The organism is Lysobacter enzymogenes, assembly GCF_017168095.1.
Taxonomy (GTDB): domain Bacteria; phylum Pseudomonadota; class Gammaproteobacteria; order Xanthomonadales; family Xanthomonadaceae; genus Lysobacter; species Lysobacter enzymogenes_D.
Genome location: NZ_LXSD01000017.1, coordinates 1 through 15,942 on the forward strand (window position 1 = coordinate 1; position 15,942 = coordinate 15,942).

Sequence of the window (15,942 nt, forward strand, 5' to 3'; positions counted from 1 at the left end):
GGCGCACGCCGGCGGTCGAGCCGGTGCCGGCGCCGGCGCAGTTCAAGCGCAACGTCGAGCGCTCGCTCGAGCGCATCCACGACGGCGGCCTGCGCAAGGTGGTGATGTCGCGCAGCCTGCGCATCGCTGCGCGCGTCGACGTGCCGCAACTGCTCGCGCAACTGCTGGCGCGCGCGCCGTCGGCCTATACCTTCGCGATGGATCTGGCCGGCGCCGGCGGCCCCGCCGCCTGCCTGATCGGCTCCAGCCCGGAACTGCTGCTGTCCAAGCGCGGCGCGCGCATCGTGTCCAACCCGCTGGCCGGTTCGATCCCGCGCAGCGCCGATCCGGCCGAGGACCGCCGCCGCGCCGAGGGTCTGCTGCAGTCGGCCAAGGATCTGCACGAACACGCGCTGGTGATCGACGACGTGGCCGCGGCATTGCGCCCGTTCTGCCGCGAGCTGCACGTGCCGGCCGCGCCCTCGCTGCTGGCCACGCCGACCCTGTGGCACCTGTCCACGCGCGTGGACGGCGTGCTGCGCGATCCATCGACCAGTTCGCTGCGGCTGGCGCTGGCGCTGCATCCGACTCCGGCGGTATGCGGTTATCCGACCGAGCCGGCGCGGCGCACGATCCGCGAACTGGAAGGCTACGACCGCGGACTGTTCACCGGCCTGGTCGGCTGGTGCGACGCCGACGGCGACGGCGAGTGGGCGGTGACGATCCGTTGCGCGCTGGTCGAGGAACACCGCGCGACCGTGTTCGCCGGCGCCGGCATCGTCGCCGGCTCGCAGCCGGACGCGGAACTGGCCGAAACCACGGCCAAGCTGAGCACCATGCTCGGCGCGATGGGGCTGGCGCACGTGGCCGACGCCGAGGGCCGGGCATGAGCGCGCCGCTGCCGGGCTTCGTGCCCTGGCCGGAAGAGTTCGCCGCACGCTATCGCGCGCTGGGCTACTGGCGCGGCGAAAACCTCTACGCCGGCGTTGCCCGCGGCGCGCGCGAGCATCCCGGACGCATCGCCATCGTCTGCGGCGAGCGGCGCTGGAGCTATGCCGAGTTCGACCAGCGCGCGCGGCGCTTCGCCGCCGGCCTGCGCCGCATCGGCATCGGCCCGCGCGACCGGGTGCTGCTGCAACTGCCCAACATCGGCGAGCACTACATCGCCTGCCACGCGCTGTTCCTGCTCGGCGCCTTGCCGGTGTTCGCGCTGCCGGCGCATCGCCGCGCCGAGATCGGCTACTTCGTCGGCCACGCCCAGGCCCGCGCCTGCGTGATCGCGGATCGCGAAGAAGGCGACAGCGGCTTCGATTTCCGCGCGATGATCCGCGAGGTGCGCGCCGAGCACGCCTGTCTGAGCGAAGTGGTGGTGGTCGGCGAAGCCGAGGAGTTCCGCGGCTTCGACGGCTTGCTCGACGAGCCGCTGGCGGGCGAGGGGCCGGATGCGGGCGAAGTGGCGTTCCTGCAATTGTCCGGCGGCAGCACCGGCGTGCCCAAGCTGATCGCGCGCACCCACGACGATTATCTCTACAGCGTGCGCGAAAGCGCGCGCATCTGCGGCCTGGACGGCGACACCGTCTACCTGTGCGCGCTGCCGGCCGCGCACAATTTCCCGATGAGCTCGCCCGGCGCGCTCGGCGTGTTCCATGCCGGCGGCTGCGTAGTGTTGGCGCGGCGCAGCGATCCGCAATCGTGCTTCGAACTGATCCAGCGCGAGCGCGTGACCCTGACCGCGCTGGTGCCGGCGCTGGCGCTGGCGTGGCTGGAATCGCGGCTGCGCGCGCGTTACGACCTCGGCAGCCTGGCCTGCGTGCAGATCGGCGGCGCGCATCTGGCCGACGAAGTCGTGCGGCGCGTGCCGGAGGCCTTCGGCTGCCGTCTGCAGCAGGTGTTCGGCATGGCCGAGGGCCTGGTGAACTACACCCGCGCCGAAGACGACGCGGCGCTGACCTTGACCACCCAGGGCCGGCCGATCAGCGCCGACGACGAGATCCGCATCGTCGACGACGACGATCTCGACGTCGCGTCCGGCGCGGTCGGCCACTTGCTGACCCGTGGGCCGTACACCATCCGCGGCTATTACCGCGCCGAAGCCCACAACGCGCGCGCCTTCACCGCCGACGGCTTCTACCGCACCGGCGACCGCGTGCGGCGCCTGCCCAGCGGCCATCTGATCGTCGAAGGGCGAGCCAAGGACCAGGTCAACCGCGGCGGCGAAAAGATCGCCGCCGAAGAAGTGGAAGGCTATCTGCTCGCGCATCCGGCGGTGTTCGACGCCGCGCTGGTGGCGATGCCCGACCGCTGGCTCGGCGAGAAATCCTGTGCATTCGTGACCTTGCGCGAACCGGCGCAGGCGACGCCGCGCGAGCTGGCCCAGTTCCTGCGCGAACGCGGCATCGCCGCCTACAAGGTGCCCGACCGGATCGAATTCCTCGCCGCGCTGCCGCGCACCGCGGTCGGCAAGATCGACAAGAAGGCCTTGCGCGCGCGCTTCGCCGCGCCGTCGGCCGTTCCCGTTTCCTCTTTCGTCCAGGCCTCGCCATGACCATTCCCAAGATCGCTTCCTATTCCATGCCCGAGCCGTCGCAGTGGCCGGCCAACCGGGTCGACTGGCGCCCCGAACCGTCGCGCGCGGTGCTGTTGATCCACGATCTGCAGGAGTATTTCCTCGCGTTCTACGACCAGGCCCAGGCGCCGGTGCCGCAGTTGCTGGCCAACGTGCGCGCGCTGCGCGACGCCTGCGACGACGCCGGCGTGCCGGTGGTCTACACCGCCCAGCCGCCGGTGCAGAGCGCGCAGCAGCGCGGCCTGCTGCAGCCGTGGTGGGGGCCGGGCATCACCGCGCAGCCACAGCTGGCGCCGGTGGCCGCGCCGATCGCGCCGCGCGCGCACGACACCGTGCTGACCAAGTGGCGCTACAGCGCCTTCGTCTCCAGCGACCTGCGCGAGCGCATGCGCGAACAAGGCCGCGACCAGCTGATCGTCTGCGGCATCTACGCCCATATCGGCTGCATGATGACCGTGGCCGACGCCTTCATGCACGACATCCAGCCGTTCCTGATCGCCGACGCGGTGGCCGATTTCTCCGTCGAGGAGCATCGAATGGCGCTGGACTACGTCTCGCGCCGCTGCGGCGTGGTGATCGGCCGCGCCGAGTGCGCGCAGGCGCTGGCCGACGGCGCCGGCCTGCCGGTCAGCCTGGCCGCGCTGCGCACCGAGCTGGCATTGATCATGGAACGGCCGCTGGAGGAGATCGGCGCCGACGACAATCCGTTCGACGCCGGCCTGGATTCGATCCGGCTGATGGCGCTGCTGGAGCGCTGGTCGGCGCGCGGCGAGCGCATCGGCATGGTCGAGCTGGCCGAGCGCGGCAGCGTGGCGCAATGGTGGGAACTGATCCAGCAGCGGCGGGCGGCGTGATGGCCGGCGAGGCGAGCCTGCCGTTGACCGGCCCGCAATTGGGCATGTGGGCGGCGCAGCGGATCGATCCGGACAGTCCGTCGCTGTGGACGGCCGAGGCGGTGGAACTGGAAGGTCCGCTGGATCTCGCCGCGCTGGATGCGGCGATCCGCGAAACCTTGATGGCCTGCGATGCGCTGCATATGCGCTACGAAGCCGACGGCGAGGGCGTAACGCAGCGATTGTGCGAATCGCGCAGTGTTGCGCTCGCCCTCGAGGACTACGCTGGCTGCGATGCGCCCTGGGACAGCGCCTGGCGCTGGATGCGCGAAGACCTGCTGCGTCCGGCCGACCTGGGCCGGCGCCCGCTGTTCGCCACGGCGCTGATCCGCCTGGGCGCGCGCCGCCATCTTTGGTACCTGCGCGCGCACCACATCGCGCTGGACGGCTTCGCCTATCTGCTGCTGATCCATCGCGTCGCCGAACTGTATTCGGCCAAGGTCGGCGGCCGCGATGCGGCGCCGGCGCGCGACTGGTCGCTGGCGCCGGTGGCGGCAGAAGAAGCGCGTTATCGCGACTCGGCCGCGTTCGCGCACAGCCGCGAATTCTGGCGGCAACGCTGCGCCGGCATCGGCGAGCCGGTCACGCTCGGCCGCAAGTGCGCGCCCGACGACAGCGCGCGTTCCTCGCGCCTGCGTTTGCCCGCGGGCGAACACCTGCGCTGGCAGAGCGCGGCGCGCGCGCTCGGCGTGGACTGGTCGGCGTGGCTGATCGCGGCGGTGTTCGCGTGGATGCGCGCGCGCAGCGGCGCCGACGAGATCAGCCTCGGCCTGCTGGTGATGAACCGTCTCGGCTCGGCGGCGCTGAGCGTGCCGTGCATGGCCATGAACGTGGTGCCGCTGCGGCTGCGCCTGCAGCGGCAATGGAGCTTCGCCGAACTGGCGCGCGCGGTCGCGGCCGAACTGCGCGAGCTGCGCCCGCACCAGCGCTACAACTACGAATGGCTGCGCCAGGATCTGGGCCTGGGCGACAGCCATGCCCAGTTGTACGGGCCGGTGCTGAACCTGATGCCGTTCGACCGCGGCTTCGTGTTCGACGGCCTGGACAGCCGCGCGCATCCGGTCTCGGTCGGCTCGGTGGAGGATCTCGACCTCACCGTATCGCCGCTGGCCGACGGCGTGCGCTTCGATATCGAGGCCAATCCGCAGGCCTACGATGCGGCGGCCTTGCAGGCGCACCATCGCGCCTTGCTGGCGTTGATGCAGGCGGCACTGGCCGATCCGTCGCAACGCCTGGACGAACTCGACGGCGCGTGCGCGCGCGAGGCCGCGTGAGCGCGCGTCCGCGAGCGCGGCTGCTGCGAGTGACGCGCATCGACCAGCGCACGCCGCAGATGCGCCGGATCGCGCTGGGCGGCGACGAACTGGCCGGATTCCCCGGTGGCTGCGAAGGCGCGCACATCAAACTGTTGCTGCCGGCCGCGCCCGGCGCGCTCCCGGCGCTGCCGCAATTCGGCGAACACGGGCCGGTGTGGCCCGAGGGCGCGGCGCGGCCGGTGGTGCGGACCTACTCGGTAGCGCGATTCGATGCGAACGCGGGCGAGCTGGAGATCGACATCGTCCTGCACGGCGACGAGGGCCCGGCGTCGCGCTGGGCAAGCAACGCCAAAGTCGGCGATCCGCTCGGCGTGGCGGGCCCCGGCGGGCCGGCGCTGTTCCGCGCCGATGCCGAACGGCATCTGTTGATCGGCGATCCCAGCAGCTACGCGCTGATCTGCGCGGTGATCGCGCGGTTGCCGGCGCAGGCGCGCATCGATGCGCTGCTGGAAGTGCCCGACATCGGCGAAATCCAGCGCTTGCCCGCGCACCCGCGCCTGCAGGCGCGCTGGTTCTCGCGCGAGGGCGAGGCGGCCGGCGCCAGCCGGCGCTTGCTGGAAGCGGTGCGGGCGATGCCGTGGCCGCACGGGGAGGCGGTATCGGTCACGCTCGCCGGCGAAAGCGCGCAGGTGGTCGCGATCCGCGACTTGCTCGCGCGCGAGCGCGGCGTGCCGCGTTCGATGATGTACGCGGTGCCGTATTGGAAAGACCGCTGGGACGAGGAGCGTTACCACGACGAGCGCCACCGGATCATGGACGCGTTCGAGGCCGAGGCGGAGCAGGGGGCTTCGGCGTGAGCGGCGCGGGGAAACGCGCAGGCGACGGGGCAGGGGAGTTCGCCGGCCGCCTGGCGCTGGTGACCGGCGCGGCGCAGGGGATCGGCGCGGCGACCGCGGCGCGGCTGGCGGAGCAGGGCGCTCGGCTGGCGCTGTGCGATCGCGACGATGCGCGCTTGCGCGAGGTTGCGGACAGGCTGCGCGGGGAGGGCGTCGAGGTCGCCGCTTTCGTTTGCGATGTCGCGCAGGTCGGCGCGGTCGCGGCGATGGTCGAACGGATCGAACGCGAACTCGGGCCGATCGCGCACCTGGCCCATGTCGCCGGCATCCTGCGCGTCGGCGACGCGCTCGGGCTGGATCCGGACGACTGGGACGCATGCATGGCGGTCAATGCGCGCGGCGCGTTCGCGGTCGCCGGCGCGGTCGCTGCACGCATGCGCGAACGCGGAAGCGGCAGCATCGTCGCGGTCGGTTCCAACGCGGCCTCGGCGCCGCGCACCGGCATGGCCGCGTATGCCGCCTCCAAGGCCGCCGCGACCCAGTACCTGCGCTGCCTCGCGCTGGAACTGGCGCCGTTCGGCGTGCGTTGCAACATCGTCTCGCCCGGTTCCACCGACACCGCGATGCAGCGCGCCTTCGCCCACGACGAGGCCGCGCGCGGACGCATCCTGCGCGGCGACGGCGAGCGTTTCCGCCTCGGCATTCCGCTGGGCCGCATCGCCGATGCATGCGACGTGGCCGATACGATCTGTTTCCTGCTGTCGGACCGTGCGCGGCACGTGACCTTGCACGATCTGCGCGTGGATGGCGGCGCTACTTTGGATATGTAAGCAGGCGAGACGGCAATGCGCGATTGCATTGCAGCGATGCACATGCGCGTATCGCGCATATAGCGCAAACGAAGACGCCGGCTGTTGAGCCGGCGTCCTGCGTAGAACGTGCGACGTTATGCGAAATCGGCCATGGCCGAGGCGTCGACGCCGGCGATGACGCGGATTACGGAATCGTGATGCCGCGGGCATCGTCCTCGCCGACCACGCCGCTGTCGGTGTTGTTCCAGACGATGTACAGGTACTTGCGTTCGCCCGGCGCCGGGTCGCCGTAATCGCCGTTGTTGGCGATGAAACGGCGCTGGCCGGCCGCGTACTGCTGGCGGACCTTGCTGGTGACGTCGTTGGTGCTGTTCCACGCGCCGTAACCGGCGTAATCGATGTTGGCCATGATGAGATCCTCGATGAGCAGACGACGCTCGCCCGCATTCCGGCGGGCCGCTCGCCGGTGTCGTCCTGACCGGCGGTTGCAGGCAGCCTGCGCCGACCGCGCCCGCCGTACCTTCCGGGAACCTTACCGTTGCGTCCTCGCCGCCGCCGCCGCCGCGGGCAGGCCGCCAGCTTGAAATCTGCGCGGCCGATGGCGGCCCTGGGGCTCACATTTCAAGCAGACGACAGCCCGCGTCGGGCTCAGGACGCGGCCAGGCCGTTGCAGCGATAGTCGGCGAGATCGACCACGACGACCTTGACCGGAAACGCGGCGGAACGCCGGCGTTGCTCGGCCTTGCGGCGCGACGCGAATCCTTGCCGGCGCAGTTCCATTTGCTCGCGCCAGAGCAGACCGCGCAGGCGTTCGACGGTGAGGCGTTGGCCGTCGTCGGACACCAGGTAACGGCCGCGCTGGCGCCAGCCGTACCAGTTTTCGGTCAGGTCGATGTGGGTTGGGTGCATGGGTAGGGATTCGTATGGTTGTTTGACGGATGGAGGGCTGGGTTGAGGACGGAAGCCAGCTAAGCCAGCCCCTATCAATAGCTTATCGTCATAACATAATACACATTATGCGAAATTTAGGACGCGGTTCCTGCGACGCCTTCGGGCGATCCTGGCCATGCTCACCAAGGATGGAGGTCGCTATGGAAACCCGCCCGCCGTGCTGGCCTGATCGGATGCCGTGCCCCAACGACTGCGCCGCTAAGCTCTTGAACCAGCACGCCCACAACCACGTCGAACTGACCGGACCTTGGAGCGGATGGAAGTTGCGCGGTCGGGATCTGGTCTCACCGACCGGCCTGCGTTTAAGCCCCGAGCGCGTGGCCGGTTTGGCCTGGCGCGAACATAACGAGGCTTGGCTGGAATCGAAGAAGGCCCGCGCCGCGGCCGCCGCCAAGGCCCGCGGACAGCAGCCGGTCAAGGTGGTGGTGATCACCCTCGCCGACTACCGGCAGAACGGTATCGCTGCCGGCTGAGGAAAACGCGGCCGCAGATCCAACGCCCCAAAAAACTAGGCCCCCAATCGGGGGCCTTTCTATTGCCTGTATCCTGGACCAACACGGGGAGGAACCTAGATGGCACTGAAAATCCTACTGGGCTTACTAGCGCTGGGATCGTGCAGCACATTGGCATTCGTAATAGGACTGCATTACCACGACAGCGAACGCGAGACGCTAAGAAGAGAACTAGCCGAAAAAACGAAAGAGGCCAGAGTAAACATGTATCTCTCGCAAGAGTGCTGGCAGACAAACCCGAACCGACCACAGGCCAAAGCCACGTTCACTAAGCCGCACTAGCCACAGCTAAAAGTCAGATGCCGGGCTGAGCGGGCCTGGGTGCAATGTCACCATAAGCCGAAACCCCTGGCGCAGTGACCACGCCGCCAGCAACAACAGGCGACGACGCCCCACCCGCTACCCTACTAGCGCCCTCCTCTGCCGGCGCGGTATCCAGGCGCGCAGGCGCAGCCTGAGAGGCCACGCGATACGGGTTGTAGACGGGACCATCCCGAGCGATACGCCGACACTCGCCGACGCTGATATCGTAGCGTGTGCCCTGTTCTGTCAAGCATGTGCAACTAGCTTCCCGACGCTGACCATCAACGTCGGCACCAGCCTTTGACGACATGCACAACAGCTGCGGGTCCGAAACCGGCTTGCGCTCATCGAACACGGGCGCCGTCCACGGCATGGTCGCGAATCGCGGCAGATGCGCTTTCGCATACTGCGACGGCGTCAATGGCTTGGCTGACACCGCCCCACCCACGCCGAACGGCGCCTGGGCTTGCGGCGCAGGCGAGTCCGTCTTTGCACTGGGCTTGGGCTTGAACACGAACGACCACAGCAGCCACGCCACCAACAAGCCAACGACCAGCATCGACAAGGCCTGCCACGCCTTCCTGGGCACCTTGAACTTGTAAGTGGCCGTGTGCAGCGTAGCGCTCTTGTAGCGGCTGTACAGCGCCTTGTCGTAGGCCCAAATCTCTTCCTCAGCTTTCTCGCGCTGGCGTTCATCGTAAGGGTCCAGCTGCGCGCGCGTCCAGGTCAAGACGCCGGCGCGCTGCAAGCCCATCGCGCGATTCATGTGCAGATGCTTGCCGACCTGCGTCCGCACCTGGTGGTGGATCTTGGTCGGCCACTGGGTGATCAGCACGATATCGAAGCCACGATGGCGATGCGTCGACATCGATCGGATGCGCGGATCTTCCGACTCGCCCGGCTTGCCAGTGGACGGGAAGAGTTGGCCGTAACGCTCCAAGTCCTTTGTTTTACCGTCCGCATGGGCTTCATCGTAGATCACGAATGAGCCGTCCGGAAGCAACGTCCAGTCGCGATGCTCAGGCATCTTTTCCATCCACGGAAAGGCCTGCAGATTTTCGTCCGTGGTGGAGCCATCAATGTTGGAGAAGAACCGCCGAGGCTGTTCATTGCCGTCTTTCACCGCTTGCGCGTTGCGTTCGTACTCTTCCAGCGCGAGCGCCATCGCGCGGAGAGTTTTGCCGTTGCCGGGCTGGCCAGTGACGAGAATCAGCATAGATCACCTCTTCGCCATGGCAACGCGGCCAGCGCTGATTGCAGCGCGAGTCAACAGCGCAGAACCCAGCATGGAGATGCAGTCGCCGAGGCCCGCCAGCAAGCAGATCTGCAACACCGATCCAGTGATCCCGGCCGCCATGTTCCGCACGATGGTAAGGCCCGAATTGATCAGCGGCGTCAGCGCCGCATACGTGACGAGCCCGACGCCGACGCCGGTCAACACACGTGCGGCCGCTGTACCCAAGAGCGAGGCGAGAAGTGCACCGAGCCAAGGCATTATTTTCTAGCTCCCGAAATGATGGTGAGGGAGACAATCGCGGCACATGTCAGCAGCAACGCCCTGAGCATTCCCGCGAAGTCGCAGATGGGTTGGAATGAAAAGACCACCGGCGCCGACGCGCCTAGGATCGTTACTTGCTCTTCGATCGGGGGAGGACACGAGCCCTGCCCCAAGTTTGCCGACCACGAAGCAGGCTGCACGTTCTCATTGATCCACGGATCTTGGACCGACGGCAGGGACTGGCCTGGACCCGTCAAGTAATCCCGAATTTGAGCCGTCGCAGGATCACCTGTGGTAGGCGTGCCGGTAGCTAACTTCTCGACCGCGCATCGCGAACGCCATGCCTGCAACAACTGCTGATATTCAAGCGCATTGCACTTCTCGCCGGCGCAGATCGGAACGTCAGACATCGAGCAGCCATTGCCGCCAGTGATGGTCGTAGATCGACGGGTATTGCAGTCGATTCGCCATTGAATACGCGCCTGCCCGCACAGGATGTTGTCGCCGCTGCACTGCGGGGGCGTCTTGCAGTCCTCGCCACCGGAAAATTTACCTGTGTCTTCACCGTCATTAGGCTCGCCGTCACCATCATCGTCAGGCTTGCAGGTGCCGTCTTTGGCTTTCACCTGACCCTCTGGACAGGTTTCATCGACGCACGAACTATCGGGAGCCTTGATCTTTCCGGTAGGGCACGCACCGTCGGGCTCACACTTGCCGTTTACCGTGTGCTGACCCACTGGGCAGTCACCGCGATCAGCGCAGTTGCCGTTAGGCAAGCGGACCTGACCATCAGAACACTTCTTAGGCGGCTCAGGGGGCGGGGGATCACCGGGCTTCTTAGGATCGCAAGCGCGACCGGTAGGCTTCATGCCCGAGTACCAGCAGTTGTAGCCCACGTGCACGTCAGGCGTCATGGGGCTGGCTTCGATCACGCGGCATTCGTCAGGCGAGTCCGGAAGCTTGTACTCGCAGCCGTTTTGAAAGCACTCGTTCGCGTAAGCCTGAGTGCGTGACAGATTGACGCGCATACTGCCGTCAGGGCCAGATGCACAGCTGTTGGTGTAGTAAAACGCCGACGAAACACCCGTGGGACGAGGCGTATCGTGAAACTGGATGAGGCCGCGACAGCTGTACGGGCTACCGCTCGTAGGCAACTTGCCACTGCAGTAGTAGTAGGAGCGAACGCCATCCGACCGACGATCGCACGTAGCGGAAAATTTAGGATCGATTTTTCCCCTACTCTCCTGACACTTGGCAAAGGCCTCGCCTTCGGTAGCGAAGAAGAGCGCATCGTCTTGCGCGAACGCACTACTCGGCAGAAGCACGCAGAACACGATGAAGAGGTTGAACAGGTACGCGAGCCCAGCACGCATATTCAGTCCTCGCGGAAAAGGATCGCCAGCGCCATCAGGCCAACGACTAGAACAAACCAGCCGGTCATAGATCCCCCGGAAAGAGAGCGGGGGCGTACGCCCCCGCTGTGGTACTACGATCAGCCGAAGATCGTGGCCTTCATCCACTTCCAGCCAACCGCCGCAGCGGCCGGCAGAAGCTTCGCGGCACCGATCAGACCGACACCCACGGTGATCGCGCCCAGGGCGGTCACCGCATCGGCAACGTCGAACGTCATGACGTGTTCTCCAGAATCATGGTGGGCTGTCCTTTCTCCCGGGACAGTGGCGGATCAACCGCGAGGACCAGTCTGACGCTCAAGGCGCTTCCAGCCCCAGCAGACGACGAAGAGCAGTGCAACCGCCGACAGCAGTTGAAACGCATCGGCAACGGAAAGCTCAGGAAAGTTGGAGCGTTCCACCCAGGCGGCCTGAGTGCACGTCGCGGTGGCCGTGTCAAAGGAAGTGCACTCATAGACACGCCTGGACATGGTTAGGCAGCCTGCGCGGACTTGACAGGCTTCACCGAAGATTCGGTGACCTTGGCCAGCAGCGACGCAGGCAGCTGTTCACGCAGGTAAGCAGCGGCCTGATCCTCAGTCAGCAGCAGCAGAGAACGGCCGATCTCGATCTTGTCGTAATCGCCGACCTGGACCGTCGCGGGATCGAGGTAGTACATCCCAACGGGATACGCCGGACGCTCGCCCAGCGCGATCTGGAACCGCTCCGGGAACGCGTGTCCGTTGTGGACGTAGCCCTCTTGGTTGCGGATGTGATAGGTCTCGCCCTTGCGGTCACCGCGCTGGATGGTGCCGCCGCGTTCATCGACGGACTCGGAGAGGATTTGAATCTTAATCATGGCTCAGGCCTCAAAGGGGTTGGTATGCGGGAGATGGAAGAAGTCACCTTCGTCAGTAAACATTTCGACGTAGCCCAGGTGACGTAAGGCGACGCCGTCCGACGACCAACCGTCGGACTGCCAAGGAGAAAGAAATTTCAAGCCGAGCACGCCATTCGTCCACGCCGTGGTTTTATCGGTGATGACCTTGCCCCACTTGCCGATGCGCTCAAGTGCGACCGGAACGCGACGCACAATGGCTTCCGGCTGGAAGGCAACAATCTCGCGAAACCACTTCGGCGCCAGCGTGTACGAACGCTGCGCACGCGCCGCAATGCTGAGCCCGCCAGCGCCGTACAGACGCGCACCTTTCGGCAACGTGCCGGTCGAACCCTTGCTCGCGTACTTGACGATGTAGCCCACCGGGCTGTGCGCCCACTTCGCGTTGGAGTGACCGTGCGTCCACCAACCCGCTGCATCGGGAAACGGCGGCACCTTGCCGCCCGTGATCCAGAACACCGCGTGATAGTGGGGCCGGCCCGAGGCGTGGAACTCCATCACCCACACGTAGGAGAGCAAGCACTTATTGCGCTTCGCCCAGATGCGATAGCGGTTCAACATTTCCGCCAGCTGCTTAGGCGACCACTCCGCAGCCTCGCGGTACGTCAGCGTCAGCATCATGCAGCGGAATTCGTGTTCGGCCGCGTAGCGCCACGGCGCACCGCTTTGCTCGGTCCACTGCTGATAGCCCTTTTCCAACAGGTCGTTGTGGATCGCCTTCGCCGACGCCACCACCGCACGCCGCATCTTCTGCAACCGCTCCTGATGAGTCTGCGCCCCCAGCAGCAAATCTTTCTTGTTTGACTTGTTGGAGAAAGAGTCAAGCCCAGCGCGCTCGCCGCGCGCGCGCGCTTCGCTCGCGCCTGCGCCGGCGCCAGTAGACACGTCAGACATGGAAGCCCCCCCTGGATTGAACAACTCGCGCGGCCGCGTGACCCCACGGCATCGTCAAACAACGCAGCAACCCATGCGCGCCCGTTGGCCCTTTGCGCGCTTCGACTCGCGCCACGCTGTACGCGATACGAAACAGCGCCCGCGCATCTAGAAAATGCCAGTTAGGCGGCAACCTGCGCCCGTGCAGTTGGCGCGGCGAGCGGATCACGACGCGTCCTCGTGTGAAGGCGCCGCAGCAAACCCGTAGCCCGCGTAAAAGCCGTCTGCGGGACGCGGTGGCGATACGTCGTGTGCACCCTCCCCCGCCGCGATTGGAGGCTCGCAGGCGTGCGTGCAGCGCATTTCAGAGCGGTCAGCGTGGCCTGCGGCCACAGGGCTTGCGTTGCTGCTGTACCACTCGCGCAGGTAGGCGTACTCGCGGTCAATTCGGCGGCAGAGGTAGCGATAGACATCGCGCACGACTGAGCCCAGGACGCACACACCGAGGACGACGGCGAGAACGGCGAAGGCAACGAGGTGGACGCCGGTCGACAGCGTATAGCTCGGCGTCATCACACAAGCACCCAGCGAACGACCGCGTACGACAACACGCCGGCCAGCATGAAAAGGACCGCGGTGGCGATGTCGTGATCGCCGCGCCTGTACTGACGCAGCAGCGACGGACCCGAGCCGATGAGAACGAGGACTGCGGCGGCAAAGAGTGCCGCTTCCCACGCGGTCACAGCCGCACCGCGACGCCTACCCGGCGAAATGCACGTCGAGTCTGAAGGCTGTAGAGCAGAGCGTCGTCAGGGGTCGCGAACGAGGACAGGAATGCGTCGCTGGCCGCTCGCTGCAGGGCGAACGGGAACGCAAGGATGGTCTTGGCGGCAACCTCGGCTCGATGCGTGTTCGGCCCACCGTAGACGTAGCGATCGCGCCTGAGGACGCGATAAGCCGAGAAGACGATGCGGAACTGCTGACGTGCGGTGTCCATGCCCTACCCCCGTAGTGGCCGGGGGTGGCGGCGCGGGCCACGGGGGGCGGGCGCCGGGCCCCACCCCCGGCGGTTGCCCTGATACTCCGAGACCCTCGGAGCATGTAGGGCATTAGACTATTTTTCTCCAACTACTAATAGGGTCTCGCATGTCCGCCCATCAGGTCAGTGCTACCGTTCGTCTGCTAGACGCCTGGAAAGCTCACATGGCGCTTGACACGGACTACAAGGCCGCAAAAGCCCTGCATATCAGCCAGACCACGGTATCGGGATGGCGCAAAGGTAGAAGCCACGCGGCCACAGGGTTGGCCGCAAAGATGGCCAAGGACATGGGGGAGAACATCGCGCTGTGGTGCGCGGCCATCGAAGTTGAGCGCGCCCACAACGCGGACGATAGGCGGGCGTGGGAGCAAATCCTGCGACAGCTAACCGCCGCTGTGGCGGTGGTTGTTTTGGCGCTTGGCGTGATCCCCTTTCAAGCGCAAGCCATTGATTTTAATGGTGTAAGTACACATTATGCGAAATTATCTGCCGGGGCCGCCGCTGGTTCCTCGACCGATGGTCGCGCCTGGTGCGGCGTCTGCTGTCCATGCTGGACGCGCTCGGAACGACGACAGGAGGTCCCCATGATCGAGCGCCCGCCGTGCTGGCCTGAAGGTCAACGCTGCCCCAACAACTGCGCCGCTCAGCTGCAGCGGCGCGTGGTCTACAACCAAACCCCGCTGTTCGGCCCCTGGGCCGGCTGGCGACTCGCAGGAACCAGGCTGATCGCGCCGAGTGGCGAATGGGTGGCGCCACACCTACTGGATCGCTGGCTCTACCGACATAACCGGATGTTCCGGGACGCGTAACGAAAAGGCCCCCAACTGGGGGCCTTTTTCGCTCTCACCTACAGGCGTTCCAGACACGCTCATGCCAGACACGTCGCGCATCGATACTGGCGTCTCTGCCAAGTGGGCTCTTAAGCCACAGATCCCGCTCAGCCCGGGCGTCCGCGCAGGCACTGCCGCCGATGGGAATCGATGCGCCCTGCGGAACGCCGCCGCCATTGCGGCTGCCTGGCCAGCGCCCCGCCCTGGCTGCAAGCTCCTGCGAATCTGATTCCGCTCGCTGCTGTGCGTAGCGGCGTGCACGTAGCTGAGCCTCGGTCGGCTCAGGTTCCGGAATAGCGACCCAGGACTTAGCAGGAAGGCCCGACGCGCATGGCTCGCTCTGATAAGACAGGGCGCCGCCCTTGCCCACGCATTTATAAACCATCTGCGCCTGCGCCGATGTACCCGCCAACACAAGCGCCACCATGACCATCAGCTTCATCCCTGGCCCCACTCGTCCTGAAAGCCGCTCAAAGCGCTTTACGGGAAGGGGGGGGCCGGTTGGGCCGCCCCTGCCCGGGTTCCGATTCTAAACCTCGTTCGGACCAGGCGCAGGCGCGGGTGAGGCGTTTGACTGGAATTCCCCTTACGGCTACCAGCGTATATCCGCCTCCCTGGCAGGCGAACCCGCACCGTCGACCTGCCTTGCAGCAGTGTCGGTGCGGAACTCCCCTGCTCTCCCATTGGCGATGACCTGGAGCCTAATCACCCACTGAAGGAGGGCTTTTCACCGCTCTAGCCACCGACTGCATGCGCGCGGCCCGCAGCGACGCCGCCGACCACGTCCTCGTGCGTCGCGCCATTGCGCACCCGCGCATGGCGCGACGCGAGCAGGGTCGGTCCGCTTCGCGCGGTCACGACCCACGGCTCGGGCCAGGCCGATCAGCCCCCGCACTGCGCCGGGGGTTCCGGCGCCGCGGCCGCCACGGCGGGCTTGAACGGCCCGAACCGCCCGATATGGCTGCGGGCGTGCTGGCCCACGACTTGCCTGGCTTCGGCCACCGGAATGCGCTCCACCGCCTCTGCGCACGGAATGCCGAGCTCGGCATTCGCCTTCAACCGGTTCATGTTCTGCCCGTTGAAGGCCGCGGTGTTGCCGCGGTACAGCGCGACCATGCGTTGCTCCACGGCGCCGGTGGTCATGCGGTTGGCGATGCCGCTGACCGAATCGCCGGGGACCGTGGAATAGCGCGAGCAGCCCTCGAGCGGGGTCTGTCCCTGCGCCGGCGCCTTGCAGGTGCCGCCGCCGGACGACGACGCCGGAGCGCTCGGTTCGGCGACGGCCGCCGCCGGCGCCGCGGCCAC

21 protein-coding genes are annotated in these 15,942 nt (G+C 66.7%); 8 read left to right on the forward strand and 13 right to left on the reverse strand.

Annotation, left to right across the window (positions count from 1 at the left end; all coding sequences use genetic code 11):
- The 6 genes from A7A76_RS00335 to A7A76_RS00360 form a co-directional block, all read left to right on the forward strand.
- A partial coding sequence (locus tag A7A76_RS00335; RefSeq protein ID WP_206409319.1) for an isochorismate synthase occupies nucleotides 1-869 on the forward strand: 869 nt, incomplete at its 5' end.
- Complete coding sequence (locus tag A7A76_RS00340; protein ID WP_206409320.1) at nucleotides 866-2,524, forward strand: (2,3-dihydroxybenzoyl)adenylate synthase; 1,659 nt, start codon at nucleotides 866-868, stop codon at nucleotides 2,522-2,524. The genes A7A76_RS00335 and A7A76_RS00340, both read left to right, overlap by 4 nt.
- Nucleotides 2,521-3,399: an isochorismatase family protein gene (locus A7A76_RS00345; protein ID WP_206409321.1), complete on the forward strand. Its 879-nt coding sequence runs from the start codon at nucleotides 2,521-2,523 to the stop codon at nucleotides 3,397-3,399. The genes A7A76_RS00340 and A7A76_RS00345 overlap by 4 nt, the downstream gene beginning before the upstream one ends.
- Nucleotides 3,399-4,712, forward strand: a complete 1,314-nt coding sequence (locus A7A76_RS00350) for a condensation domain-containing protein (protein WP_206409322.1) — start codon at nucleotides 3,399-3,401, stop codon at nucleotides 4,710-4,712. The genes A7A76_RS00345 and A7A76_RS00350 overlap by 1 nt, the downstream gene beginning before the upstream one ends.
- Nucleotides 4,709-5,551, forward strand: a complete 843-nt coding sequence (locus A7A76_RS00355; RefSeq protein ID WP_206409323.1) for a siderophore-interacting protein — start codon at nucleotides 4,709-4,711, stop codon at nucleotides 5,549-5,551. Before A7A76_RS00350 ends, A7A76_RS00355 begins: the two co-directional genes overlap by 4 nt.
- Entirely contained in the window at nucleotides 5,548-6,360 is an 813-nt protein-coding gene (locus tag A7A76_RS00360) for a 2,3-dihydro-2,3-dihydroxybenzoate dehydrogenase (RefSeq protein ID WP_206409324.1), read from the forward strand. Before A7A76_RS00355 ends, A7A76_RS00360 begins: the two co-directional genes overlap by 4 nt.
- Nucleotides 6,361-6,526: 166 nt before the next feature.
- On the opposite strand, the gene A7A76_RS00365 is transcribed toward A7A76_RS00360, so the two are convergent.
- Both A7A76_RS00365 and A7A76_RS00370 read right to left on the reverse strand, forming a co-directional pair.
- Nucleotides 6,527-6,751 (reverse strand): hypothetical protein, encoded by a 225-nt coding sequence (locus tag A7A76_RS00365; RefSeq protein WP_206409325.1) that lies wholly within the window; start codon nucleotides 6,749-6,751, stop codon nucleotides 6,527-6,529.
- Nucleotides 6,752-6,990: 239 nt separating this feature from the next.
- Nucleotides 6,991-7,251 carry a hypothetical protein gene (locus A7A76_RS00370; RefSeq protein WP_206409326.1) on the reverse strand — a complete coding sequence of 87 codons (261 nt, stop codon included), beginning with the start codon at nucleotides 7,249-7,251 and terminating at the stop codon, nucleotides 6,991-6,993.
- Between the two features lie 248 nt (nucleotides 7,252-7,499).
- On the opposite strand from A7A76_RS00370, the gene A7A76_RS00375 reads away from it, so the two are divergent.
- A complete protein-coding gene (locus A7A76_RS00375) occupies nucleotides 7,500-7,766 on the forward strand; it encodes a DUF3653 domain-containing protein (RefSeq protein WP_206409327.1) in 267 nt (88 codons plus the stop codon).
- Between the two features lie 334 nt (nucleotides 7,767-8,100).
- Here the strand turns inward: A7A76_RS00375 and A7A76_RS00380 are convergent, their stop codons facing one another.
- The 9 genes from A7A76_RS00380 to A7A76_RS00420 form a co-directional block, all read right to left on the reverse strand.
- Entirely contained in the window at nucleotides 8,101-9,324 is a 1,224-nt protein-coding gene (locus tag A7A76_RS00380; RefSeq protein ID WP_206409328.1) for a zonular occludens toxin domain-containing protein, read from the reverse strand.
- A gap of 3 nt (nucleotides 9,325-9,327) precedes the next feature.
- Nucleotides 9,328-9,603 (reverse strand): DUF2523 family protein, encoded by a 276-nt coding sequence (locus A7A76_RS00385; RefSeq protein WP_206409329.1) that lies wholly within the window; start codon nucleotides 9,601-9,603, stop codon nucleotides 9,328-9,330.
- Nucleotides 9,603-10,232 carry a virulence factor TspB C-terminal domain-related protein gene (locus A7A76_RS00390; protein WP_206409330.1) on the reverse strand — a complete coding sequence of 210 codons (630 nt, stop codon included), beginning with the start codon at nucleotides 10,230-10,232 and terminating at the stop codon, nucleotides 9,603-9,605. Before A7A76_RS00390 ends, A7A76_RS00385 begins: the two co-directional genes overlap by 1 nt.
- Before the next feature lie 866 nt (nucleotides 10,233-11,098).
- The gene (locus tag A7A76_RS00395; RefSeq protein WP_206409331.1) at nucleotides 11,099-11,236 is read right to left on the reverse strand and encodes a major capsid protein; all 138 of its coding nucleotides are present in this window, start codon (nucleotides 11,234-11,236) and stop codon (nucleotides 11,099-11,101) included.
- Nucleotides 11,237-11,490: 254 nt separating this feature from the next.
- On the reverse strand, nucleotides 11,491-11,856 hold the full coding sequence (locus A7A76_RS00400) for a single-stranded DNA-binding protein (RefSeq protein ID WP_206409332.1): 366 nt from the start codon (nucleotides 11,854-11,856) through the stop codon (nucleotides 11,491-11,493).
- Between the two features lie 3 nt (nucleotides 11,857-11,859).
- Entirely contained in the window at nucleotides 11,860-12,789 is a 930-nt protein-coding gene (locus A7A76_RS00405; RefSeq protein WP_206409333.1) for a rolling circle replication-associated protein, read from the reverse strand.
- Nucleotides 12,790-12,993: 204 nt separating this feature from the next.
- On the reverse strand, nucleotides 12,994-13,341 hold the full coding sequence (locus A7A76_RS00410) for a hypothetical protein (RefSeq protein WP_206409334.1): 348 nt from the start codon (nucleotides 13,339-13,341) through the stop codon (nucleotides 12,994-12,996).
- The gene (locus A7A76_RS00415; protein WP_206409335.1) at nucleotides 13,341-13,511 is read right to left on the reverse strand and encodes a hypothetical protein; all 171 of its coding nucleotides are present in this window, start codon (nucleotides 13,509-13,511) and stop codon (nucleotides 13,341-13,343) included. The genes A7A76_RS00410 and A7A76_RS00415 overlap by 1 nt, the downstream gene beginning before the upstream one ends.
- On the reverse strand, nucleotides 13,508-13,765 hold the full coding sequence (locus tag A7A76_RS00420) for a hypothetical protein (RefSeq protein WP_206409336.1): 258 nt from the start codon (nucleotides 13,763-13,765) through the stop codon (nucleotides 13,508-13,510). Before A7A76_RS00420 ends, A7A76_RS00415 begins: the two co-directional genes overlap by 4 nt.
- Before the next feature lie 206 nt (nucleotides 13,766-13,971).
- On the opposite strand from A7A76_RS00420, the gene A7A76_RS00425 reads away from it, so the two are divergent.
- Nucleotides 13,972-14,616, forward strand: a complete 645-nt coding sequence (locus A7A76_RS00425) for a DUF3693 domain-containing protein (protein WP_206409337.1) — start codon at nucleotides 13,972-13,974, stop codon at nucleotides 14,614-14,616.
- 34 nt (nucleotides 14,617-14,650) lie between these two features.
- Here A7A76_RS00425 and A7A76_RS26145 read toward each other — a convergent pair whose 3' ends face one another.
- On the reverse strand, nucleotides 14,651-15,079 hold the full coding sequence (locus A7A76_RS26145; RefSeq protein WP_206409338.1) for a DUF4124 domain-containing protein: 429 nt from the start codon (nucleotides 15,077-15,079) through the stop codon (nucleotides 14,651-14,653).
- A gap of 440 nt (nucleotides 15,080-15,519) precedes the next feature.
- Nucleotides 15,520-15,942, reverse strand: a 423-nt coding sequence (locus A7A76_RS00435; protein ID WP_206409339.1) for a FimV/HubP family polar landmark protein, incomplete at its 5' end; no start/stop codon positions are given.